This window comes from Siphonobacter sp. (assembly GCF_048595215.1).
Taxonomy (GTDB): Bacteria; Bacteroidota; Bacteroidia; order Cytophagales; family Spirosomataceae; genus Siphonobacter.
In genome coordinates, this window is the sequence record NZ_JBMDWJ010000291.1 from 1 (window position 1) to 22,995 (window position 22,995).

The 22,995-nt window shown below is 50.7% G+C and carries 17 protein-coding genes; 11 read left to right on the forward strand and 6 right to left on the reverse strand.

Annotation, left to right across the window (positions count from 1 at the left end; all coding sequences use genetic code 11):
- Positions 1-367: 367 nt before the first annotated feature.
- The 3 genes from recG to ACOJTG_RS18085 form a co-directional block, all read right to left on the reverse strand.
- A complete protein-coding gene (recG, locus tag ACOJTG_RS18075) occupies positions 368-2,470 on the reverse strand; it encodes an ATP-dependent DNA helicase RecG (RefSeq protein ID WP_420155102.1) in 2,103 nt (700 codons plus the stop codon).
- Positions 2,471-2,666: 196 nt separating this feature from the next.
- Complete coding sequence (locus ACOJTG_RS18080; RefSeq protein WP_420155103.1) at positions 2,667-4,145, reverse strand: RagB/SusD family nutrient uptake outer membrane protein; 1,479 nt, start codon at positions 4,143-4,145, stop codon at positions 2,667-2,669.
- Positions 4,146-4,158: 13 nt separating this feature from the next.
- The gene (locus tag ACOJTG_RS18085; protein WP_420155104.1) at positions 4,159-7,326 is read right to left on the reverse strand and encodes a SusC/RagA family TonB-linked outer membrane protein; all 3,168 of its coding nucleotides are present in this window, start codon (positions 7,324-7,326) and stop codon (positions 4,159-4,161) included.
- A 561-nt stretch (positions 7,327-7,887) separates the two neighbouring features.
- Between ACOJTG_RS18085 and ACOJTG_RS18090 the strand changes: the two genes are divergently transcribed.
- From ACOJTG_RS18090 to ACOJTG_RS18105, 4 genes are read left to right on the forward strand one after another with little or no spacing between them, the layout of a single operon-like run.
- Positions 7,888-10,254 (forward strand): gliding motility-associated C-terminal domain-containing protein, encoded by a 2,367-nt coding sequence (locus tag ACOJTG_RS18090; RefSeq protein ID WP_420155105.1) that lies wholly within the window; start codon positions 7,888-7,890, stop codon positions 10,252-10,254.
- A 3-nt stretch (positions 10,255-10,257) separates the two neighbouring features.
- The gene (locus ACOJTG_RS18095) at positions 10,258-11,040 is read left to right on the forward strand and encodes a glycosyltransferase family 2 protein (protein ID WP_420155106.1); all 783 of its coding nucleotides are present in this window, start codon (positions 10,258-10,260) and stop codon (positions 11,038-11,040) included.
- Between the two features lie 9 nt (positions 11,041-11,049).
- The gene (locus tag ACOJTG_RS18100) at positions 11,050-11,859 is read left to right on the forward strand and encodes a glycosyltransferase family 2 protein (RefSeq protein ID WP_420155107.1); all 810 of its coding nucleotides are present in this window, start codon (positions 11,050-11,052) and stop codon (positions 11,857-11,859) included.
- Between the two features lie 2 nt (positions 11,860-11,861).
- Complete coding sequence (locus ACOJTG_RS18105) at positions 11,862-12,644, forward strand: amidohydrolase (protein ID WP_420155108.1); 783 nt, start codon at positions 11,862-11,864, stop codon at positions 12,642-12,644.
- A gap of 40 nt (positions 12,645-12,684) precedes the next feature.
- Here ACOJTG_RS18105 and gatC read toward each other — a convergent pair whose 3' ends face one another.
- Both gatC and ACOJTG_RS18115 read right to left on the reverse strand, forming a co-directional pair.
- Positions 12,685-12,972, reverse strand: a complete 288-nt coding sequence (gatC, locus tag ACOJTG_RS18110; protein ID WP_420155109.1) for an Asp-tRNA(Asn)/Glu-tRNA(Gln) amidotransferase subunit GatC — start codon at positions 12,970-12,972, stop codon at positions 12,685-12,687.
- A gap of 126 nt (positions 12,973-13,098) precedes the next feature.
- A complete protein-coding gene (locus ACOJTG_RS18115; RefSeq protein WP_104714631.1) occupies positions 13,099-13,884 on the reverse strand; it encodes a lysophospholipid acyltransferase family protein in 786 nt (261 codons plus the stop codon).
- Positions 13,885-14,088: 204 nt separating this feature from the next.
- Between ACOJTG_RS18115 and ACOJTG_RS18120 the strand changes: the two genes are divergently transcribed.
- Positions 14,089-16,722 (forward strand): valine--tRNA ligase, encoded by a 2,634-nt coding sequence (locus ACOJTG_RS18120; protein ID WP_420155110.1) that lies wholly within the window; start codon positions 14,089-14,091, stop codon positions 16,720-16,722.
- A 96-nt stretch (positions 16,723-16,818) separates the two neighbouring features.
- Here the strand turns inward: ACOJTG_RS18120 and ACOJTG_RS18125 are convergent, their stop codons facing one another.
- Positions 16,819-17,268 carry a DMT family transporter gene (locus ACOJTG_RS18125; protein WP_420155111.1) on the reverse strand — a complete coding sequence of 150 codons (450 nt, stop codon included), beginning with the start codon at positions 17,266-17,268 and terminating at the stop codon, positions 16,819-16,821.
- 712 nt (positions 17,269-17,980) lie between these two features.
- Here ACOJTG_RS18125 and ACOJTG_RS18130 point away from each other — a divergent pair.
- From ACOJTG_RS18130 to ACOJTG_RS18155, 6 genes are all read left to right on the forward strand, one after another.
- Entirely contained in the window at positions 17,981-19,663 is a 1,683-nt protein-coding gene (locus ACOJTG_RS18130; RefSeq protein WP_420155112.1) for an amidase, read from the forward strand.
- Entirely contained in the window at positions 19,656-20,279 is a 624-nt protein-coding gene (locus ACOJTG_RS18135) for a hypothetical protein (RefSeq protein ID WP_420155113.1), read from the forward strand. The genes ACOJTG_RS18130 and ACOJTG_RS18135 overlap by 8 nt, the downstream gene beginning before the upstream one ends.
- Positions 20,245-20,949 carry a YjjG family noncanonical pyrimidine nucleotidase gene (locus tag ACOJTG_RS18140; protein ID WP_420155114.1) on the forward strand — a complete coding sequence of 235 codons (705 nt, stop codon included), beginning with the start codon at positions 20,245-20,247 and terminating at the stop codon, positions 20,947-20,949. The genes ACOJTG_RS18135 and ACOJTG_RS18140 overlap by 35 nt, the downstream gene beginning before the upstream one ends.
- A gap of 43 nt (positions 20,950-20,992) precedes the next feature.
- Positions 20,993-21,691 (forward strand): NUDIX hydrolase, encoded by a 699-nt coding sequence (locus tag ACOJTG_RS18145; protein ID WP_420155115.1) that lies wholly within the window; start codon positions 20,993-20,995, stop codon positions 21,689-21,691.
- A gap of 93 nt (positions 21,692-21,784) precedes the next feature.
- A complete protein-coding gene (gene prs / locus ACOJTG_RS18150) occupies positions 21,785-22,612 on the forward strand; it encodes a ribose-phosphate diphosphokinase (protein WP_420155116.1) in 828 nt (275 codons plus the stop codon).
- A gap of 11 nt (positions 22,613-22,623) precedes the next feature.
- Positions 22,624-22,995: nicotinamide phosphoribosyltransferase domain-containing protein (locus ACOJTG_RS18155; protein WP_420155117.1), on the forward strand; the 372-nt coding region annotated here is incomplete at its 3' end.

Sequence of the window (22,995 nt, forward strand, 5' to 3'; positions counted from 1 at the left end):
CAGTTCAATCGATTGCTCGAAAATCCGGTTGTCTTTCCAGAATTGCCGGACTTCGTCGGCGACAGCGGCGTAATCGAGGTTTTTGTATTCGGGGAAATTCATAGGTGCTATGGTATGGAAACAAAAGACTAGATCTACCTATCAACACTGATACTTGTGTACTTCGTTCCAGCCTTTCGGAGAAGACGATAGGTTTGCAAAAGTAGGATTTTCGGGCGAGAAAAGATAGTAATAAGTCCCCACGGCCCCAGGACGAACATCACAATAGAAGGCAAAGCTAAACGAAGAGCTATCGCCCCTATCTTTCTTCAAGTCCTAGCTGCAACGTCACCCATAAGCCCACAAAAGGACTACTGACCATCAACTACTAACTAATCCTCGCCCAGTTACTTTCATTCTCTCGAATCTGATCGAGCTGACTCCGGATGGCCTGGTTTTTCGGGAGTACCAATTCGGGATCTTCTTCCAGAATGCCCTGAGCCGACTCGCGGGCCGCCTTCAGGATTTCCCCGTCTTTCGACAAATCAGCCAGTAACAAATCCACTACGCCACTTTGCTGCGTACCCGCCATGTCACCCGGTCCCCGGAGGCGTAAGTCGGTATCGGCAATCACGAAGCCATCGTTGGTTTCGGTCATTACTTTCATGCGGGTACGGGTTTCGGCACTGAGTTTCAAGCCCGTCATCAGGATACAATAACTCTGATCCGCCCCCCGTCCAACGCGGCCCCGTAACTGGTGCAACTGCGATAACCCAAACCGTTCGGCACTTTCAATAATCATGACCGACGCGTTGGGTACGTTCACGCCTACCTCGATTACGGTCGTCGCTACCATGATCATGGTTTCCCGACTGATGAACCGCTGCATTTCGAAATCCTTGTCTTTGGCGGGCATTTTGCCGTGCACAATACTGATCTGGTAGTCCGGAAACGCCCGAACGACACTTTCGTAGCCATCCATCAGATCCTTGAAATCCAGCTTTTCGGATTCTTCAATCAGGGGATACACCATGTAAATCTGCCGTCCTTTCTGGAGTTCATTGCGTACGAAGCCAAAAACTTCCAGCCGGTGCTGATCGGATTTCCAGCGGGTAACGATGGGTTTCCGGCCCGGCGGCAATTCATCGATTTGCGAAAGGTCCAGATCTCCGTACAAGGTCATGGCCAGCGTACGCGGAATGGGCGTGGCCGTCATGACCAGAATGTGCGGATAGATGACTTCGTTTTTCTGCCAGAGCTTGGCCCGCTGGGCTACGCCAAAGCGGTGTTGCTCATCAATGACCACCAAGCCGAGATTCTTGAATTGAACAATATCTTCCAACAGAGCGTGGGTGCCCACCACAATATGAATGGAGCCATCGAGTAAGCCTTCGTGCAGTACTTTTCGATCTTTCTTCGAGGTCGAACCCGTCAGCTTGGACATACGCAGGCCCATCGCTTCCGCAAAAGGCATCAAGCCTTTGAAATGCTGATCGGCGAGAATTTCGGTGGGAGCCATTAAACATGCCTGAGCTTCGTTTTCGATGGCCAGTAACATGCAGATGAAGGCTACGATGGTCTTGCCGGAACCCACGTCACCCTGTAGCAACCGGTTCATTTGCTTTCCCGAACGCATGTCTTCGAAAATCTCGCGAATGACCCGTTTTTGGGCTCCGGTCAGATCAAAGGGCAGGTGCTGTTCGTAAAAGTCACGAATGAGCTGCGTCCGTTGAAAAACCTGGCCGGGATATTCCGTTCGTCGCAGGATTTTCTGTTTGATGAGTCGGAGCTGGTTATAAAAGAGCTCCTCGAATTTCAGGCGTCGTTTGGCCTGATGAATGTGCTGTTCGTTTTCCGGAGCGTGAATGCCCCACAAGGCCTGAGCCTTGGACGCCAGTCGGTATTTTTCGATGAGAAAGCTGGGTAAGGTCTCCCGGATCTGTTGTCCAGCCAGTTCGAGTATCTGTCGTTGCCACTTGGCAATGGCTTTGGCATCGACGTACCGCTTGCGGAGTTTTTCCGTCAGATTGTACACCGGTTGCCAGTAGCCCCCTTTTTCGTTTTCGGCGGTCAGCAGGTCCATTTCCGGGTGTACGATCTGAAACTTGCCGTTGAAACTCGTTGGCTTGCCGTAAACAATGTACTGCCCATCCCGGTGTAAGCTTTTTTCCAGGAATGAAATGCCCTGAAACCAGGTCAGCTCCATGGTTCCCGAACCGTCGCTAAACTGGCCTACCAAACGAGCCTTATGCCCTTCACCAATCACTTCCCAGGTACGCAACCGTCCTTTGATTTGGGCTCCGGCCAGATCATCCCGTAATTCCGAAATTCGGTAGAACCGCGTACGGTCTTCGTACCGGAAGGGATAATGTTGGAGTAAATCGCCAAACGTAAAAATATTCAACTCCGTATTGAGCAGTGCCCCTTTCTGCGGGCCTACGCCTTTGAGGAATTCAATCTTTGTATCAAAAAAATTTGTTGGTCGGTCCATGGTACTAACGTATTCGCTCTTCCGCTCCCCAGTTGTATGGATTCGGGATTTCCAGCCTGCTACACAAAAATAATATTGGTAAGCTCCTTTTATGACCCGATGGAAGGGTTAAATTAACTCGGGAAAGGGAAGGTACCAAAAAAGGCACTACCCTTTCGGAATAGTGCCTTTTCATAACCCAGATGTCTAAAGCCCCTTAGGGGTTTTGTACAATATTGGGGTTTACGTTCAGCTCTGCCCGTGGGAAGAGATACTGCCACTGCGAATCACCAGCGGGAATAGTCATTACCAGGGCCAAGGCTTGCTGGTGATTGGTTCCCGTACGATCCAGGGATTGGTTGAGGCGTTTCAAATCAAAGAAACGGAATCCTTCACCCCAAAGCTCTACCCGACGTTGCGTTAAAATTTCGTTCAGCAGCGCCGTACCGGTAGCCGTACTTTGCGTGTAAGACGGGTCACGCGATACAACCAGATCGTACAGTACTTTAGCCGCATCGGCATCTTTACCGGCGTGAGCTAAAGCTTCCGCTTCAATCAGGTACATTTCGGCTGCCCGCATGTATACTACGTCACCTAAGCTACTACTGGAGCTTTCTGCGAGAAACTTACGGTTCATGTATTCTTTCCGCTCGCCCGAGGGAGGTACGGGGAAAGCCGTATTCTTACCGGTGGGGTCCCACAATTGCTTCCGAACGTCCGTAGCGGCAATGGTAGCGTACAGCTTCGAATTGATGGCCTTCGGGTTCGTGCGGATGTTCGTCGAGTTAAAGTTACCCGACATAAACGCGAAGAATGAGTGGAAATACGTCGTTTGAACGGACAACGGACTACTTCCCCAGATCCATTCCGGATTCGTGATGTTATTGAAACCCTGCAAGTACTGAGCTTGGGACATCAACGTGTATTTGGCCCGGGCTTCTTTAGCCAGGGTAGCCGCTTTCGTCCATTCACCCATCGTCAGAGCGACGCGGGCTTGCATACCCTTCGCTGAACTGATGTTGAAGTGGGACTTCGCATGCGTAGCCGTAACCGTACCGAAGAGAGCAATTGCTTCGTCCAGGTCTTTGTTTACCTGCGTGTACACTTCTGCGACGGTTGCCCGCGACTGTCCTTCCGTCGTATTGACAACCATGATAGGCACTCCTAACTGCGTGTTGGCTGCCCCTGCTTCATACCGCTGTCCGTATAACTGCACCAGCATGAAGTGACTCCAGGCCCGGTAGGTCAACGCCTGAGCCTTGATATCATTCTTCTCTTTCTCATCGCCCGTAATTTTATCGATGTTGGCGATAATCATATTGGCGTTGGCAATGAGCTTGTAGTAGAACAGGTACGTGAAGCGTACGGTGCTGGCCACGTCACTGCGGTGCATGGTCCAACGGTACGTACCATTGTACCAGCCGTTTCCGGTGCTCGTCATGACTACGTCGTCACCCAGGGCGTCGAAGTGAATCATCAGACCCATTTGACCGGCCTGATCCATATCTCCCTGCTGGCTGTACAACTGACGGTGGATACCGTTTAGAGCCGCCCAGGCATTGGGAATACTGGTAAACACCGACTGCTCAGATACCGCATCCGTCGGTTGAGTTTCCAGGTAATCTTTATCACAGGCTGTAAGCGAGAGGGCCAGGCCTGCGGTGAGCAGATACTTACTGATCTGATTCATTTTCATGGATTTCTAATGCTTAAAGAGTCAGGTTCAAGCCTACCGACACAACCCGGTTGGGGATGTAGGCATTATTCACGATACCGTTGAATTGCTGGGCTACGTTCATACCCTTACGAGCCGAGAATAACCACAGGTTTTCACCACTCACAAATACCGACGCATTTTTTACATTAATTCGATTCAGCAGAGCCGGAGCGAAGCTATACGACAGGTTTACCGAACGAATACTCAGGTACGAGGCACTCGTCAACCAGCGATCCGAAGCCGCATTGAAGAAGCTACGTCGGGCTTCATCCATCCGGGGTACATCCGTTACGTCACCGGGGTTCTGCCAGCGTTTGAGCTGATCTTTATGCAAAGCCGTTCCGTAGTTTCCACCGGCCATCAACTGAGCGTAGGAGTTATCCAGAGCTAAGCCACCGAGTTGATAGTTCAGCAAAGCCGTCAGCGTAAACCGCTTGTAATTGAAGGTATTCGAGATACCGCCGTATACGTCCGGGATAGAGCTACCGGCGTAGTGGAACCGGGCGTTGTTGGAGTTATTGGTTACCGTATCCTGACCGATTACGTACGTTTTCGTCGTCGTGTTATTCACCCATTGATCAGCCCGGTACAAACCATCGCCATTCTCTGAATCCACACCGTACCATTCTCGCAGCCAGAAATCATAGATCGACTGACCAACCGCCCGGCGGAAGCTTCCGCTGATGATGGGCTTGTTGTTTTCGGGCAACGACGTAATGCGGTTTTTCAGCATCGTAGCGTTTACGTCAATGTTCCAGCGGAAATCCTTTTTACGGATGATGTCGGCGTTTACGTGAAGTTCAATTCCTTTATTCCACATCGAGCCAATGTTGGCCAGCTGCTCGGCCATCCCACTGCCCAGCGTAATCGGTACACTAAAGAGCAGATTGTCCGACTTACGATGGAATACTTCCACGCTACCCGATAAACGGTTGTTGAGTAAACCATACTCCAGACCTACGTCAATGCTCCGGTTAGACTCCCACTGCAAATTATTCGCTGCCAGTTTTGTTTGCAGGAAACCAGGCTCACTGTTATTGTTATAGCTCTGACCAATCCCGTACAGGGCCTGATAGGCGTAGTAAATACGATTGCCATCGGCATCCAGAACACCATCGTTACCGGAAGTACCCACGGAGCTTCTCAGTTTCAGAAGATTCACCCACGAAAGGCTCTTCATGAAATTTTCGTTGTCCAGACGCCAGCCGGCACCTACGGACCAGAAATTACCCCAACGCGAGTCGCGGGCAAACTTAGAGCTACCATCCCGGCGGAACGAAGCGGACAAGATGTATTTGCCGTCGTAATCGTAATTCACCCGTGAGAAATAACCTTCCGTGCGATACTTGTCCGTATAGGACGTAGAAGAGTTCGGTGTGGTAAAGTTACCCAGTTCATCAATACCCGTTACGATCTGACCCTGACTCATCGCGTAGATATAGTTGTAGGTCCAGTCGTAGTTTTCGTGACCAAGTAAGGCATCAATGGTATGGTGCTTATTGATCGTCTTGGAGTAGTTCAATAACTGGTTCAGGTTGTAGTTACTCGTGATGCGGTTCGTACGGCGTGCACGACCAGCGGGAGCTCCATCCCCTACCAAGGTGTTATCATAACCAATGCCTAAATCGCTCGTAATATCTACGCTGATATTGGTCGTAAACTTGAAGTCTTTCAGGAACGTCACTTCGCCATACGTACGGGCACTCAGTACATTCCGGCGACGGATGTTTTTGTTCAACTCCGTTTCCGCTACGATATGGCGACCCGGATTGGCTCCCGCCGGACGCGAGGATAAACCCAGGGCCGTCATGTTGCCCAGGTCATACTGAGCATTACCGCCCTGATCCAGAATCAGCTCTCCCGTTTGGGGATTGCGAGCGTACACGGGATAAATCGGTCCCATACCCCGGGCAAAGTTGAAGGGGTTAGCGTATCCGCTACTGTTATCTACGGTATTGGCCTGTTTGGCATCCGTTACGGTTCCAGCCAGGTTTAATCCCGTTTTCAGCCACTTCAGAGGCTTGAAGTTCGCATTAATCCGACCCGTATAGCGTTTGAAATCAGAGTTGATCAAATACCCTTTTTCATTAACGTAGCCCATAGAAACGAAGTAATCGCTCTTGTCGCTACCGCCGCTGTAGTTCAGGTTGTAATCCGAACGGCTGCCTTGACGCGTCAAAGGTTCCGCCCAATCCAGATCATTACCGTATTTCAACCGAGCATTCGGGTTGATTTTACCGTCAGCCGTAACGATTTCGTTATCCGCAACATTGAAGGGGTTGTAGCCCAGCAGACCTTTAATACCTGCTGTAGCTCGGGCATTAGCCGCATCCAATCCAATGGCGGAAGCGGCAGGAGCTCCGTACGAAAGACTGTTCCGGTACGCTTCCCACATCAGCGGATAGTACTCGAATGCATTTACGCGGTCGTACTCGGGAATTCCCCGTGACATTACCCCCTGACTGGCGTTGATCGTGAACTGGCTTTTGTTGCTGCCTTTACGGGTCGTCACCATGATTACCCCGTTAGCCGCCCGCGATCCGTAGATGGAAGACGACGACGCATCTTTCAGCAACGAAATACTCTCAATATCCGAAGGGTTGAGGTTGGCGATGTTGCCTGAGTACGGCACGCCATCCACCACGTATAATGGCTCATTGGACGCGTTGATCGATCCAAATCCGCGTACACGGATGGAAGGACCATCGCCCGGCTGACCACTACCTGCACTCGCCTGAATACCCGCAGCTACCCCGGCCAGAGCATTGTTAATGTTGGAAATCGGACGGGTTTGGAAATCCTTCGTGCTCAGCTGGTTCACCGAACCCGTGAACAACGCTTTTTTAGCTTGTCCGTAGGGTACCTGAACAACCACTTCTTCCAGGTCTTTCGCATCCTGCTTCAACTGCACATCAACCACCGAATTGTTACCAATCGGCATCTCCATCATAATAAATCCAATGGACTTGAAGACCAGTACGGTGCTTCCAGCTGGGACGTTAAGAGAGTATTTACCCTGACTGTCCGTAACGGTTCCGGTAGTGGTTCCCTTTACCAGTACGCTTACGCCCGGCACTGGAGAGTTGTCCTCTACCGCCGTAACCGTCCCCCTCACTAAGGTTTGAGCGTAACTCAAACTCATGCTTAGCAGAAATGCCAAGCAAAGAAGTAACTTTTGTTTCATTGATAGTTTTAGTTAGGTAAAACCCTGGAGAAGTGTAAAAAAAATATTGACTTAATCTAGATTTCTGGAAATTAGATTTTTCTAATATCTCGCTTGGCTCGCTACAAGTGAAACAATACTAAATCTTTCAGAGAAGAATAAATCTTAGCACTTCTTACTCGGATAATTTTACAAAAATATAAAATGAGCATTAAGAATAAAGCATTTTTAGTAACAAAAAATTAATTTACATTAAAACCAGGTTAGTAATGAAATAATATTTGGCAAGCAAAAAATGTACTTGAAGATTGTACTTTGTAAATAAACTCCGAATAAACCCTTTAACCAAACCCTATATTTAGTACAATATATTTTTACCAATTAGATGATACATGAAATATTATTTTACCATCTAGACGAATGGCCAATTTTTATTGAGCGGTTTTTATCATTTACCCATATCTTCTATACGTCGCTTTAGATAAGTCTACGTTTGGTGAAATGCAGACCCTAGATTCAACGTTTTTCCGGAGATAGTCTTCATCTTCGTATATGCCTATGAATAAATGGTACCTTGGATTAGTCCTCTTTTGGGGCGTACTCTCGCCCGCCTGGGCCAATCATATTGTTGGCGGAAATTTTGAAATGGTGGCGGTACCCAATACGCCCGGCCGATTCCATTTGTACATGAATCTGTTCTTCGATGAAATTGGCGGCAGAACTTCGCCCAAGGAACGTGACATCGTCATTTCAATTTTCCGCAAACGGGATAATAACCGTGAGGTAAATATTCGGATGGATCTGGAAAGTGATCAGCCCCTTCGCTATACCAATCCCAGCTGTGCAGAAGCCCGAAATTTAAAGACCTCCGTCCTTCGTTATCATTATGAGCTTAATCTGGATCCGAAGCAATACAATGACCCCCAGGGCTACTACGTCGCTTTTGAACGATGTTGCCGGAATACCGCTACGGCAAACCTGGTATCGCCCGGCCGGTCGGGGATGGTTTTTTACCTGGAATTTCCGGCTCTGCAACGCAACGGACAGGCTTTTCAGAATTCGTCGCCCGTTTTTGGTACGCCTAACGGAGAGTACCTGTGCGTGAATAAACCCTTTACGCTCAACTTCGGAGCCAGCGATGCCGACGGTGACCAATTACGGTATTCGCTGGAAACGCCTTACATGGGTTTTACGACGGATGCCCGGCCGAATCCTTCCATACCGGCTCCTAGCCCCTACCCTTTGGTGAGTTGGGGGAATGCGTACGGGGTTAACAACCAGATTCCGGGAAACCCTGCCTTACAGATCAATCCGAATACGGGCACGCTCAGCGTAACGCCCTCGCAACTGGGGCTTTTTGTGTTTTCCGTACAGGTAGAAGAATACCGGAATGGGGAGAAAATCGGGATGGTTCGACGGGATTTTCAGCTACTCGTCGTCGATTGTCCGGACAATACCTTACCCGATCCGATTGTGTTTCAGACGGACTCGACGCAGCAACTCCAGCAAGGCGAAGTTTGCGAAAGCGGCTCTTTTGACCTAAAAACCCGGCAGCTGTCGAATGCTACCTACCAATGGCAGAAAGACGGGCGTAACATTGAAGGAGCCACCTCCTGGCAGTACCAGGCTCAATCGCCGGGCACCTATCGCGTGGTCATCAGTTCGACTACTGTTTGCTCGGCCTCGAAAGAATCCCAGTCCGTTACGCTGACGCTCAAGCCCGGCCCTGCGGCCAGCATTACGGCCAACGTACCCCTGCCCGCCTGTGCCACGCAACAAATCACACTCTCGACGCTAACGGGCAACTACAGCTACCGCTGGCAGCGAGATGGCGTATCGCTACCCGAAACCACGTCCTCGATTACGGTCACCCGGGGCGGGTTGTATGCGGTACGGGTACAAAGTCTGGACGATGCCTGTTACTACACCCCTTCCCAGCAGATTGACATTTACGACACGCCGCAGGCCCGCTTTCAAAATTTACCTCCGGCGAATCGTTTTTGCCGGGATGCCAACGTAACGCTGATGGCCTATGATTCCACGGGTTACCAGTTTCAGTGGTACCGCAACGGCCAGCTCATTGCCGGAGCTACGCAGAATCGCTACGTCGTTCAGGCGTCGGGTACGTATTCGTTTCAAGTCAAAATCGGGAATTGTACGGCTTTTTCATCGGACTATACGGCGGAACTTTACCCGGAAACACCCGCTACGTTTGAACCCATTCCTTCCATTTGCCAGAGTAACGTGACCAAACTTACCCTTCAAGGTACACCCGTGGGAGGCGTCTTTGCGGGCCAAGGGGTAGTTTCGGGTACGGATCAGTTCGATCCTTCGCTGGCGGGCGTGGGCAGCTTTCCACTGACTTATACGTATACCAATGAGCAGGGCTGTAAAACGGTCGTACAACAAACGGCAACCGTTTCGCCCGCTCCCCGACTCAATGCGGGTCCGGACCTGGGCTTTGTCCGCGGGGAATCGGTCGTCATCCAGACGCAAAGCGACGAAGACCTGACCTTTGAATGGACACCCGCCACCGGCCTTAGCTCGACCACGATTCAGAGTCCGACAGCCACTCCGGATCAGACTACCCGTTATACCGTTCGGGCCACCTCAGCGGCGGGTTGCCAGGTGGAAGACGATGTACTGGTGACGGTGTGGGAAGCCCTTACCATTCCCAATGCCATCACCCCCAATGGAGATGGTACCAATGATACCTGGGAATTACCGGGCATTGAGTTCTACCCCAACGCCGATGTTCGGATTTTTAACCGCTGGGGTACGGAAATCTTCGTTTCCAAAGGTTACGGTACTACTTTTGATGGCACCTACAAGGGTACCCGCTTACCGCCGGCTACGTACTATTACGTCATCCAGCCCAACAATGGTCGTCCGACCCTGAAAGGGACCTTGACACTGGTCTACTAACCTATGAAACTCAGTATCATCACCATTCATTATAATCAGGGCGAGGGTTTACGGAAAACGCTGGAAAGTGTCTGGAGTCAGTCCGTACAGGATTTTGAATTCCTGGTGATTGATGGCGGATCGACGGACGGTAGCGTAGAGTTTCTGCGGAAACATGATACAAAGCTTACCTACTGGTGCAGCGAGCCAGATGGTGGTATCTACCCCGCCATGAATAAAGGCATCACCAAGGCTAGTGGTACGTACCTGATGTTTCTTAACGCGGGCGATTGCCTGAGTGATGCCTCCGTCATTAAAACTTGCCTTGAACAAATCGAAGCACACCCGACCGTAGACGTTTTCTACGGCGATATGTACGGCTTTCAGGGTGATGTTACCCAAAAATGGCTACACAGACACCCGGCTACGCTGGATTTACTTTTCCTGGAAACGCAGAATCTGAATCATCAGTCGTCGCTTTTTCGGGCGGAGCTTTTTCGGGAATTGGGTCCGTATCCCGCTTCGTATCCTCTGGCGGGGGATCACTGGCTTTTCCTCCGTAGTTTTCTGGCGGATAAAGTATTTCACCACATTCGCTATCCGCTCGTTGTTTTTGACTACGGCGGCGTGGGTTCCCGCAACCGGGAGCAGTACGTGCGGGAAATGGCGGCACTCTGGCAGGAACTTGTCCCCGCTTACGTCCGCAGGCTCATGCCCGAGTACCGATCTTTAAAATACCAAACGTCCCGAGGATTCATTCGTACGGCAATCCGGCTGTACCAGACGTTTCATCGATCGAAAAAATAAGCTTTCTGCATGTCCCCGCTTGTATCCGTTATCATTCCCTGTTATAATTCCGGAACGTATCTACCCGAAGCCCTGGCCAGCGTGGAAACGTATCAGGGTTCGTACGCGTACGAAATCATTATTATCAACGACGGCTCAACCGACGCGTATACGCTTGAGTATTTACGGGAACTGGAAACGCGGGGGTATTCCATTCTTCATCAGGAAAACAAGGGAGCCGCTGCCGCCCGCAATACGGGTGTTCGGACCGCTCGGGGGAAGTATCTGTTACTGCTGGATAGTGATAACCGAATTCGTCCGGCATACCTTGAGAAAGGAATTCCGGTCCTGGAATCGCGGCCTGACGTGGGCGTGGTTTACGGAAATGCTCATTTTTTCGGAGACACTACGCGGAAAGGTTTCAAAGCTGCCGTATTCGACGGTTCGCAGCTGTTCATTTCCAATGCTCTGGATATGTGTACGCTCGTTCGGAAAACCGTCTGGGAGCAAGTCGGAGGGCTGGACGAACAAATACCGGGTTGCGAAGACTGGGAGTTCTGGATTCGCGTAACACAAACCGACTGGCAGTTTTTTCACATTTCGGAAACGCTGTTTGACTATCGGATTCGTTCGGGTTCGTTATCCGATTTTACGAATCTGGAAACGGACGATCGGATTTACGCGTACATCTATGCTAAACACGCCCGTACCATTCGCGAGCAGTACCAGATTAATCTGAAGAAAGCCCGCTTGTACGACAAAGCCATTGAGCAGCCGTTTCGGTACTTCTTCAAATTCATTTTCAATAAGTATTTCAAGAAAACGAAAGACAAAGTATAGCCATGCCCGAGCCTCTACGCGTAACGCTGGTACAGACCAACCTGTACTGGGAAAATCCAACGGCAAATCTGGCGATGCTGGAAGAAAAGCTGAGTGAACATGCAGAAGCAACGGATGTCATCATCCTGCCCGAAATGTTCACGACGGGTTTTACCATGAATCCGGCCGCCGTGGCGGAACCCATGAATTTAACCACTACTCGTTGGATGCGGCAAATGGCTGCTCAACAGGAAGCCATAGTAATGGGAAGTTTTGTAGTACAGGAAAGCGGGAAGTATTACAACCGACTCGTGTGGATGCAGCCCGATGGGACTTACGAAACCTACGACAAGCGGCACCTCTTTCGGATGGGCAACGAACATGAGGTATACACGGCGGGTACCCGGCGACTTATCCACACTTGGAAGGGCTGGAAGATCTGCCCCCTCATCTGTTACGACCTGCGATTCCCGGTTTGGAGCCGAAATGTGGATAACCAGTATGACCTGTTGATCTACGTAGCCAACTGGCCTGCCGCTCGGGAAAATGCCTGGAAGAGCCTGTTAACGGCCCGAGCCATTGAAAATCAGTGTTATACCGTGGGCGTCAACCGTGTGGGTGCAGACGGTAAAGGCGTTCCCCATTCCGGTGCCTCGGGTTTAATTGACTTCAAAGGCAACTGGATCAGTTATCCACATAGCAACCCACTTATCCACACCTATACCCTGAATTACGAAGAGTTATCCACATTTCGGGATAAATTTCCCGCGTATCTGGATGGGGATCGATTTGAAATTGTGACGTAGCCCAATCCGAGCGATACGTTTACAACCTCGCTTGGATCGTTTATTCCAGTACTTTCGGTACGCGGAAATAGTTCGCATCCCGCTTGGGAGCGTTCACCAGCCCCTGCTCGTGCGTAAGGGTTTGGAGGGCTTTATCGGGCCGTAAGGCATTTACCTCCAGAGTCATGTGGGTCAGGGGTTCTACCTGCGTAGTATCGAGTTCGTTGAGTTGTTCCATCCAGGTCAGTACGCTGCTGAGCGTATTGGTCAGCTCTGCTTCTTCTTCGGGACGAATGGTCAAACGGGCCAGCTGGGCCATTTTGTGTAAGGTCTGTTTTTCGACTTGCATAAGTGAGTTGTCAGTTTGCGGTTTTCAGCTATTCAACCACGGAGTTGCTCAGCGTGAGGTACCGAGGTAAGGGCGTTTTCCTTGGTGAACCTTGGTATCTTCGTGCCTTGGTGGCAAAAATACTTTTTAAATCACCGTCAGCCGTTTGTATTCACTGGCATGAGCCTTTGGATTCGCCGTGTACTCATCCAACGTACGCTGAATCGTTTCGAAGACCTGATGCCGTAAGTTTTCCACATCTGCTTCGGTCAGACCTTTCGTTGGAATGGGCGTATGAATCACTGCCCGAACGGCTCCAGGATTCAGCCGCATGTTTTTCTTATCGGGCAGCAACAGGTAATTATTCAGTAATGAAATGGGCACCAGCGGTACCTGCTGGCGAATGGCCATCCGAAACGCTCCATCCTTAAAGGCCGGGTGCATCTGCGGTGGGTTCGTTGCCCGAATGCCTCCTTCCGGATAAATCACCATACTCCGTCCCGACTCCAGAGCCCGGTACGAGCGTTGCAGGGATTTCGAACGACTCTGCGGATCATTCCGATCTACCTGAATGTGCAGTTTCGAAAACATGTAGCCAAACAACGGAGCTTTCTTCAAGACGCTTTTTCCCAGAAAGGCGAAATAGTTATCCACAATCAGCATCATCGAGGCCACGTCCAGATACGAAAAGTGATTGGACGCAAAAACGTACGCCTGCTTAGGATCGGGTTTACCGCTTTCGTATCGGACCAGAATCGGCATGCCTACCAGGGGAAAAAACAGGTGAGCCCACACCCGGTTACAGCGGTGAGCCAGGGGTTTCCAGGCTTCTTTTTGCAGGAAAATATACTGAAACGGGAAAATCAGCAGAAACGTAAATACAAACCAAAAGGCCGCCCAGATGGAATACACATTCACGAAAAAACGCCGCATGGTTCGGATCAACAAGGGTGAATCGTTCGACTTTCGTCTACTTGAACTAGAGTACAGTTCGCAAAAATAAGGCATCCATCAGCAAATCAGTGCGTTTGTGAAACGTCAATTCGAGAAATGCCCCTTCCGAGCCGCTTCCGAATTGCGTATCTTTGCGTAATAAATTCTGTTGAGGGTGATTTTTCCTCCCGAACGATGACTACCATGAGCACGATTTCCAAAACGTATTCGCCCACCGAGGTTGAAGATAAGTGGTACGCCTACTGGCTCCAGCACAAGCTTTTCGCGTCCCAGCCTAATCCTGAAAAAGAGCCGTACACCATTGTGATTCCTCCCCCAAACGTCACGGGAATCCTGCACATGGGCCACATGCTCAACAATACGATTCAGGATATTCTGGTCCGCAAGGCCCGCATGGAAGGCAAAGAGGCGGTATGGGTGCCGGGTACGGATCACGCCTCCATTGCGACGGAAGCCAAAGTCGTAGGCATGCTCAAGGAGCGGGGAATCGCCAAGACCGATCTGAGTCGGGAAGAGTTTCTTTCGTATGCCTTCGAGTGGAAAGACAAATACGGCGGAATCATTCTCGAACAACTCAAAAAACTCGGAGCTTCCTGCGACTGGGACCGTACGCGGTTTACGATGGACGAGAAGTACTACGAGTCGGTAATTGATGTATTCGTTCGTTTGTACAACAAAGGACTGATTTACCGGGGCGTACGGATGGTCAACTGGGATCCTCAGGGAAAAACGGCTCTCTCGGACGAGGAGGTAATCTTTAAGGAAGTACAGTCCAAACTGGTTTACATTCAGTATCCGGTCGTGGGTGAAGAGGGAGCTTCGGTAACCATTGCTACTGTTCGCCCGGAAACCATCATGGCCGATGCGGCCCTCTGCGTTCACCCGGAAGACGAACGGTATACGCACCTGCACGGCAAGAAAGTACGGATTCCATTGATCGACCGGGAAATCCCCGTGATTCTGGATGAATACGTAACGATGGATTTCGGTACGGGAGCCCTGAAAGTAACTCCGGCTCACGATTTGAATGACTACGAACTGGGCCAGAAACACCGGCTGCCCGTGATCGATATTTTGAGTGATGACGGTACGCTCAACGAAAAAGCCCAGCTTTTTGTGGGTATGGATCGTTTTGCGGCCCGCAAAGCCATCATTAAGGAACTTGAGGAAAAGGGTTACCTGGAAAAAATTGAAGAGTATAAGTCAAACGTCGGTACGTCCGAGCGTACGGGAGCCGTTATCGAACCCAAGCTCTCCATGCAATGGTGGCTGAAGATGGATGACATGGCCAAGCCCGCTCTGGATTCAGTAATGAACGATGAGGTGGCTCTGATTCCCGCTAAATTCAAGAATACGTACCGCGTGTGGATGGAAAACATCCACGACTGGTGTATTTCCCGGCAACTCTGGTGGGGCCAGCAGATTCCGGCCTTCTATTTGCAGGACGGTACCATTATCGTTGCTAAAAACAAACGGGAAGCCCTGCGAAAAGCTCAGCACGAAATGCAGCTGTTCGCCTTGACCGAGCAGGATTTAGAGCAGGATCCGGACGTATTGGATACCTGGTTCTCTTCCTGGCTGTGGCCGTTTGGCGTATTCGATGCGATTTCGAATCCGGACAACGAAGACATTAAATTCTATTACCCCACCAGCGATCTGGTGACGGGTCCGGATATTCTATTCTTCTGGGTTGCCCGGATGATCATGGCGGGCTTTGAATTTATGGGCGAGCGTCCGTTCAAGAATGTGTACCTGACGGGTATTGTACGAGATGCGAAAGGTCGGAAAATGTCCAAGCAACTTGGGAATTCTCCTGACCCACTGGACCTGATTGCCAAATTCGGTGCCGATGGCGTGCGGACGGGACTTTTGTTCTCCGCTCCCGCTGGTAACGATTTGCTCTTCGATGAAAAACTCTGCGAACAGGGACGTAATTTCTGTAATAAAGTATGGAATGCCTTCCGTCTGATCAAGGGCTGGGAGATTTCCACGGAATCCGCTCCGGCTTCGAATCAACTGGCCTTTGCCTGGTTTGAATCCAAACTCAACGCCACGCTGGCCGAGATTCTGCATCACTTCAGCAAATTCCGCATTTCGGATGCTCTGCATGCGGCCTATAAGCTGATCTGGGATGAATTCTGCTCGAATTACCTGGAAATTATCAAGCCCGAATTCGGCAAACCCATCGACGCTGAAACGTACGAAACGACGGTCGCTTTCTTCGAACGCCTGATGGCATTGATGCACCCGTTCATGCCGTTCATTACGGAAGAAATCTGGCAAAACCTCCGCGAGCGTTCCCAGGGCGAAAGCCTCTGCCGGGCGGCGTACCCAACGGTGGGTGCCATCGACGCGGGACTGGTAGCGGATTTCGATGTATTGTTTGAAGTAGTAACGAAAGTTCGGGAAACCCGTAACTCGAAGGGTCTTTCGCCCAAAGAAACCCTGCCGCTAGCCGTGCGTACCGAACATTCGGAACGCTACCAAAAAGTGGACCCCATCATCCAGAAGCTGGCCAATACTACACCGATTGCGTTTGTGACGGAAGACGTAGCGGGTGTTTCGCCCTTCCTGATCAAAGCCGATAAACTCTTCATCGCTTTGGGTGAAAAGATCGACGTGGAAGCCGAACGCGACCGTTTACAGAAAGAAATCGAGTACAACGAAGGATTTATGAAATCCGTAGACGCGAAACTTTCCAATGAACGCTTCGTACAGAATGCGAAACCCGAAGTCGTAGAGAAAGAACGTCAAAAGAAAGCCGATGCCGAGTCAAAGCTGGTAGCCTTGCGTGAAGCATTGGTGAATTTGGCTTAGTAGTTGGGTTAATGGTTAGTAGCCTCCTGAAAAGCCTTTGGTTTTTTCAGGAGGCTTTTTTATTAGTCGGTTGGTTGATTTACTTTCTCACGACAATTAAAACTTCCGAATCAATACCACTCCTCCCACAATCAGCATGGCACCCACGATTCGTCCGATGGAAATGGGTTTGACAGCTACGCCCAACCAGCCGTAATGATCGAGCAACAGGGATACAATCATCTGGCCTAGTACCACCAGTCCGAAGGTTAAGGCTACACCCAGTCGCGGCATTACTACGATGACCGTACTGATGTAATAGGCTCCCAAAACGCCAGCAAACCAAACGTACCAGGGAGCTGTTTTCGCCGCCGCCACCGCTTCCCCAAACGAGGTTCGGGTTGTCAGGCTCGCCAGAAACAGGACCACTACCCCCATAACGAAGGAAAAGAAAGCCGCCCAAAGTGCCTGCCCGGTCAGGCGGGCCATCTGAGCGTTTAGCCCCGCCTGCGTAGGAAAAACAGCCCCGCATAAAATGGCCAGTACGAAGAAGAAAAGCTGTTGCATAAAGGGCGTTTGAATGGGTTTGATATAAGATGGTTTAATTTATAAAGTAAGAGGTCCGATTGCACTAGGACTGTTGTTCGTCCCATTGAGACGGCTGGTCATTAGTCCGTATGACATTCTTTGTAAAAATTTTCTAGTAACCAATAACTAGTATCACAGTGTCAGTATTTCGTCCCGCAAGCACGGCTGGTCATTAGTCCGTATCGCGAACACCGCTCTTTTCATCCCGCTTCAGGCCACCGCGTTGCAGATGAAAAAGGCGGCTTTTCGCGATAGGACGGGGTTCGGTTTTATCCCGTCCATGAAGAGATCAGTAAATACCCAACATCTATCAACTGACAACAATAAATCAATAATTAATTGTCAATAGATGAAAACCTCTCCCGCCCATGAGCAACGGAACGACCTACGATAGCCGCAATGCGGTGGCCCTAAGCAGGCTATCGTTTGGCGTGGAGAGGCTCATGGGCTACAAGCCAGCCTTGACTACGGGACCAAGTCCAGGCTAGGTGAATAACGGAACTCTGAAAGAGTAAAACTAAGCAGATGTTTTTCCATTAACTGGGCAGAGGTTATTGAACAGCCGTGCCTGTGGGACGAGAAACAGATCTCTTACTCTATAAAACAAACCATCGTTTGACAAAGCCTCTCCCATTACTACCACCAACTTCAACCTTTATTCACTAATTTAACAGGTCAACGATTTTTTCCCATGCAAAAAAAGAGAACCCTTTTGTCCTTGTGCCTGCTCAGCATGGGCTTCGGAGCTTTTGTCATGAAAGCCGTCGATGATCGGGCCATTACCGTCTCCGTCGTCAAAGAAGCCGAAAAGCTACTGGGTCTGGATTTTACCGCCGCCGAAGCCGACTCCATGCGGGGCGAGTTACTCAGCAAGCGGCAGAGTTACGAACGTATGCGGAAAGTTGAACTACGCAATGACGTTGCTCCCGCCCTGTACTTCAATCCCTTACCCCCAAATTTTGTTTTCGAAACACAGACGTTACCCTTCAAAGTCGCTCCCGCTGGTAAGATAAAAGTACCGAATAACCGTGACGAGCTGGCCTGGTATTCCGTACGCGAACTGGCTGAATTACTGCGAACCCGGCAGCTCACGTCCGTTGAATTGACCCGCTTTTTTTTGGAACGTTTGAAGAAATACGACGTACACCTACACTGTGTCGTTACCCTGACGGAGACCCTGGCCCTGCAACAGGCGGCACAGGCCGACGCCGAAATCAAGGCGGGCAAGTACCGGGGCCTATTGCACGGCATTCCCTACGGAGCAAAAGACCTCCTGGCTCAGAAAGGTTATCCAACTACTTGGGGTTCGGCCGCTTATAAAGATCAACAGTTCGCCTACAACGCCACGGTCATCGAACGACTTGAAAAAGCCGGAGCCGTACTCTGTGCCAAACTCACGCTGGGCGAGCTGGCAATGGGCGACGTCTGGTTTGGGGGTAAAACCCGTAATCCCTGGAATCTCAACCGGGGCTCCAGTGGCTCCTCGGCGGGTTCGGCCTCGGCCGTGGCGGCGGGATTACTACCCTTTGCCATTGGTTCGGAAACGCTGGGCTCCATCGTTTCCCCTTCGAGCGAATGCGGCACAACGGGTTTACGGCCCAGCTTTGGTCGCGTGCCCCGCACGGGAGCCATGACGCTCAGCTGGAGTATGGACAAACTCGGTCCGCTGGCCCGCACCGTGGAAGACTGTGCCATCGTTTTCAACGCCATCCAAGGTCCTGACCAGAACGATTATACGATCGTGAAGGCTCCGTTTAATTACGACGGTACGCAAACGTCCCTGAAAGGCCTCAAAATCGGGTATCTCCCCACAGCCTTTGACCGCAACTATCCCACCAAAACGCAGGATTCACTAACCCTGGCTACGTTGAGATCCTTAGGTGCTGAACTCGTACCCATGCAGTTGCCCGAATATCCCGTCAGTGATATGGCTCTATTATTAACAGTAGAGGGGGCCTCCGCTTTTGACGATTTAACGACCAGGAACCGCGACGATCTACTGGTTCAGCAACACAAAAATGCCTGGCCCAATTATTTCAGAGCTAGTCGCTTCGTACCAGCTGTGGAATACCTGCGGGCAAACCGGTTACGGACGAAACTCATCGCGGCTATGCAAGAAAAAATCAAAGGGCTGGACGTTTACCTAACGCCTGCCTTTGGGAACCCCAATCTGACGCTGACGAACCTGACGGGCCATCCTTGCGTGGTGCTGCCGAACGGTTTCCGAAGCGAGCAGGGCGTGCAGCGACCAACCAGTATTACGTTTATGGGATCCTTATTCGGGGAAGCCAAATTACTCCAGGTAGCCAAAGCCTATCAACAGGCGACGAACTGGCACCGGCAACACCCCAAGCTTTCGTACAACCATGATTAAATACCGTCTCTATCCCACTCTGATGCAGCTGTTTTCGTGGTACCATCACGAACTCCGAAACACGGATGGAGAACTATACGTAACGGAGCGGCACCTGCTGGATCGCATCAACCGGGTTCCGCAGCCAACTACCCCCGCCCAGCAGCGTGGCATTAGTTTTGAAACTGCTCTGACTACCGGACGCGGCGAGGAGCAGTTCCCGGCTCCCATCATCGAAGCCATGCGAAAACAGCTTCCCATGCGGTACAAAACGCAGTTTTTCGTGCGTACGGCGATTAAGAATGTGGAGTTCTATGGACTGATTGACATTGTGGGCGGCGACCGGGCGATTGATATTAAAACGACTTCCCGGTACGAGTATCCCAAATTCGCCCACCATTTTCAGACCTTGTATTTGCTGGGTTTGAAAAGCTGGAATATCAAACAGCTGGATTACCTGATTACGGATTTCAAGGAAGTGTATACCGAAAGTTATCATTACGATACGTACGACTTCCAGCCTTTACTCGACGAGCTGGAGTTGTTCACGGATTTTTTAGAGACGCACCGTCCGCAGATTACGGACAAGAAGATATTTAACAATGCCCAAAACGGTTTACAAACATCTCTTTTTTGACCTGGATCATACGCTCTGGGATTTTGAACGCAATACCAACGAAACGCTCGTAGAGCTTTTTGAAACCTTTGATTTACGGAAAATCGGCGTAAAAAGTGCGGAGGATTTGCAGGCAACGTTTCACCGGGTTAACGCCGAACTGTGGGAGCTGCACGATACCCGTCAGATCTCGCAGGAAGAACTCCGTAGCCGCCGTTTTCGGCAGGTGCTGGAAGTGCTCGGCTGCCCCGAGGATAGCTCCTGCGATGAATGGACGGACTGGTATCTGGCGAATTGCCCGTACAAACCGCATTTACTACCTGGAGCCTTGGAATTGCTGGACTATCTGGCTCCCCGCTACGATATGCACATCATCACCAACGGTTTTGGCGACGTGCAGTACATCAAAATGGATAGCAGTGGGCTAACGGGTTATTTTAAGGAAGTGATCACCAGCAAGCGGGCCGGAGCCAAGAAACCCGAGCCCGAAATGTTTCAGTATGCCATGACGGCGGCGGGCTGTACCGCCTGCGAATCGCTGATGATTGGTGACAACCCCGAAGCCGACGTAGCGGGTGCCCTGGGCGTGGGCATGCACGCCGCCTACTTCCGGCCCCGGCAGTCGCTGTACCCAGAACGGGAAGCGACCTACCAGTTGAGTTCGTTACTGGAATTGAAGCAGTGGCTGTGATTAAACCCGTATACGCTTACTTTTGTGGACTACTCTAATGCGTATGTCCGAAGCTTTTCAGTATCCCGAACAGGGAATTCGTTTGACGGTGGATGCCGTGGTGTTTGGTTACCACTCGGATCGGTTACAGGTCTTACTGATTCGTCGCAAGTATGAGCCTTTCGAAGGGCAGTGGGCCTTACCAGGCGGCTTTGTTGCGGAGCCAGAAAGTCTGGAACAGGCCGTTGAACGCGAACTTTCCGAGGAAACGGGATTGAAAATCAATTACCTCGAACAACTCTTCAGCTTCGGCGAACCCCGCCGGGACCCCCGGTTTCGGGTGGTTTCGATTGCCTATATGGCCATTATTCGTTCGGACAACATGCCGCTCCAAGCCTCAACGGATGCCACGGATGCCCAGTGGTTTGATACGCAGGAACTGCCCCCGCTGGCATTCGATCACGCCCAGATTCTTGAGAAAGCCCTCACCCGGCTCCGCTCCAAATTGCGGTATCAGCCGATTGGCTTTGACCTGCTTCCCGAAAAGTTTCTGTTCAGTGATCTCGAACGGCTCTACAGTACCATCCTAAATCAACCGCTGGATCGGCGGAATTTTCGTAAGAAGATGCTCAGCTTTGGTATCCTTGAGGAGTTATCCACTAAAGTTTCCGACGGCCGGGGCCGCCCTGCTTCGCTATATCGCTTCGATCTGGAACGCTATCAGGCTCTGCAACACGAAAATTTCTACTTCGAAATTCCCTGATTTCTATTTTGCGTATTTTTTACACAAATTTTTTCCTGATTTGCTTGCAGGATTGATCAGACCCCTACATATTTGCGTAAAATATACGCAAATATGAAAGTCATCAATCTTGAATACACCTTTCAGCCCTACGGCCCTGGTTTGGCTTATGAGGCGTTTACGTTCAACGGCGGCGAGCCGCACATTCGCATTCAGGAACCCGTTGCCGGAGCCGACGTTCAGGTGACTACCCGTATTCGCTCTTTCCAGGATATGGGCCTTTTACTGGTAGCCGTTGATGCGTTGCGACGGGCGGGCGTACAAAACCTGTATTTGTTTCTTCCTTATTTTCCCGGTGCCCGTCAGGATCGTTGTACGCAGGTGGGCGAAGCCCTTACGGTGAAGATCTATGCTGATCTGATCAATGCTCTACAATTCAAAGAAGTACAGATTTTCGATCCGCATTCTGACGTAACGCCTGCTTTACTCCAAAACGTAAAAGTCATTTCCAATCAGACGTTTGCTCAAACCTGCCTCGTCTCCCTTTCAGACTACGTATTGATTTCGCCGGACGCCGGAGCCTTGAAAAAAACAGCAGCCCTGGCCCAACGTCTTGGCGTTGATTACGTAGAATGCAGCAAAAAACGCAATACCGCCACGGGTCAGCTCAGCAATGTCCGGGTATACGCGGACGATTTGCGGGGACAGACCTGCGTCGTAGTCGATGACATTTGCGACGGCGGAGCCACCTTCCTGCAACTGGCCGAGGCTCTACGTCAGCACGGAGCGGATTCGCTGGTTCTGATTGTTAGTCACGGAATCTTCAGCCGAGGCTTCACCGAGTTATCCGCCTACTACGATCAGATCTTCAGTACGGATTCCTTCCAGACGCTTTCCAGCGACGCTCTGACCCAAGTTCATCTCTCACCTGCTCTTTTCTAACGCCTTTCGCTATGAATCCCATCCATCTCTCCGACGGTTACAAAGTCGATCACCGCAACCAATACCCAACGGGTACTGAATTGGTATACAGTAATTTCACGCCCCGTAAAAGTCGTATCGAAGGCGTCGATCACGTGGTTTTCTTTGGCTTGCAATACTTCATTAAAAAGTATTTGCTGGAAGAATTTGAAGAGCAGTTTTTCAAAAAACCGAAAACTGAAGTTGTAAAAAAATACCAGCGACGGATTGAACACTACCTCGGCAAAGGTGCCATCACGTACGATCATGTCGAAGCCCTGCACGAGTTGGGTTACCTGCCGCTGGAGATTCGGGCCTTAGCCGAAGGAACACTGACGCCCTTCCGCGTGCCGATGTTCACGATT

What these genes read in the sequence shown, in the direction of transcription:
- recG (WP_420155102.1), bottom strand. Translation starts at nt 2,470, where the DNA reads ATGGACCGACCAACAAATTTTTTTGATACAAAGATTGAATTCCTCAAA.
- ACOJTG_RS18080 (WP_420155103.1), bottom strand. Translation starts at nt 4,145, where the DNA reads ATGAAAATGAATCAGATCAGTAAGTATCTGCTCACCGCAGGCCTGGCC.
- ACOJTG_RS18090 (WP_420155105.1), top strand. Translation starts at nt 7,888, where the DNA reads ATGAATAAATGGTACCTTGGATTAGTCCTCTTTTGGGGCGTACTCTCG.
- ACOJTG_RS18095 (WP_420155106.1), top strand. Translation starts at nt 10,258, where the DNA reads ATGAAACTCAGTATCATCACCATTCATTATAATCAGGGCGAGGGTTTA.
- ACOJTG_RS18100 (WP_420155107.1), top strand. Translation starts at nt 11,050, where the DNA reads ATGTCCCCGCTTGTATCCGTTATCATTCCCTGTTATAATTCCGGAACG.
- ACOJTG_RS18105 (WP_420155108.1), top strand. Translation starts at nt 11,862, where the DNA reads ATGCCCGAGCCTCTACGCGTAACGCTGGTACAGACCAACCTGTACTGG.
- gatC (WP_420155109.1), bottom strand. Translation starts at nt 12,972, where the DNA reads ATGCAAGTCGAAAAACAGACCTTACACAAAATGGCCCAGCTGGCCCGT.
- ACOJTG_RS18115 (WP_104714631.1), bottom strand. Translation starts at nt 13,884, where the DNA reads ATGCGGCGTTTTTTCGTGAATGTGTATTCCATCTGGGCGGCCTTTTGG.
- ACOJTG_RS18120 (WP_420155110.1), top strand. Translation starts at nt 14,089, where the DNA reads ATGAGCACGATTTCCAAAACGTATTCGCCCACCGAGGTTGAAGATAAG.
- ACOJTG_RS18125 (WP_420155111.1), bottom strand. Translation starts at nt 17,268, where the DNA reads ATGCAACAGCTTTTCTTCTTCGTACTGGCCATTTTATGCGGGGCTGTT.
- ACOJTG_RS18130 (WP_420155112.1), top strand. Translation starts at nt 17,981, where the DNA reads ATGCAAAAAAAGAGAACCCTTTTGTCCTTGTGCCTGCTCAGCATGGGC.
- ACOJTG_RS18135 (WP_420155113.1), top strand. Translation starts at nt 19,656, where the DNA reads ATGATTAAATACCGTCTCTATCCCACTCTGATGCAGCTGTTTTCGTGG.
- ACOJTG_RS18140 (WP_420155114.1), top strand. Translation starts at nt 20,245, where the DNA reads ATGCCCAAAACGGTTTACAAACATCTCTTTTTTGACCTGGATCATACG.
- ACOJTG_RS18145 (WP_420155115.1), top strand. Translation starts at nt 20,993, where the DNA reads ATGTCCGAAGCTTTTCAGTATCCCGAACAGGGAATTCGTTTGACGGTG.
- prs (WP_420155116.1), top strand. Translation starts at nt 21,785, where the DNA reads ATGAAAGTCATCAATCTTGAATACACCTTTCAGCCCTACGGCCCTGGT.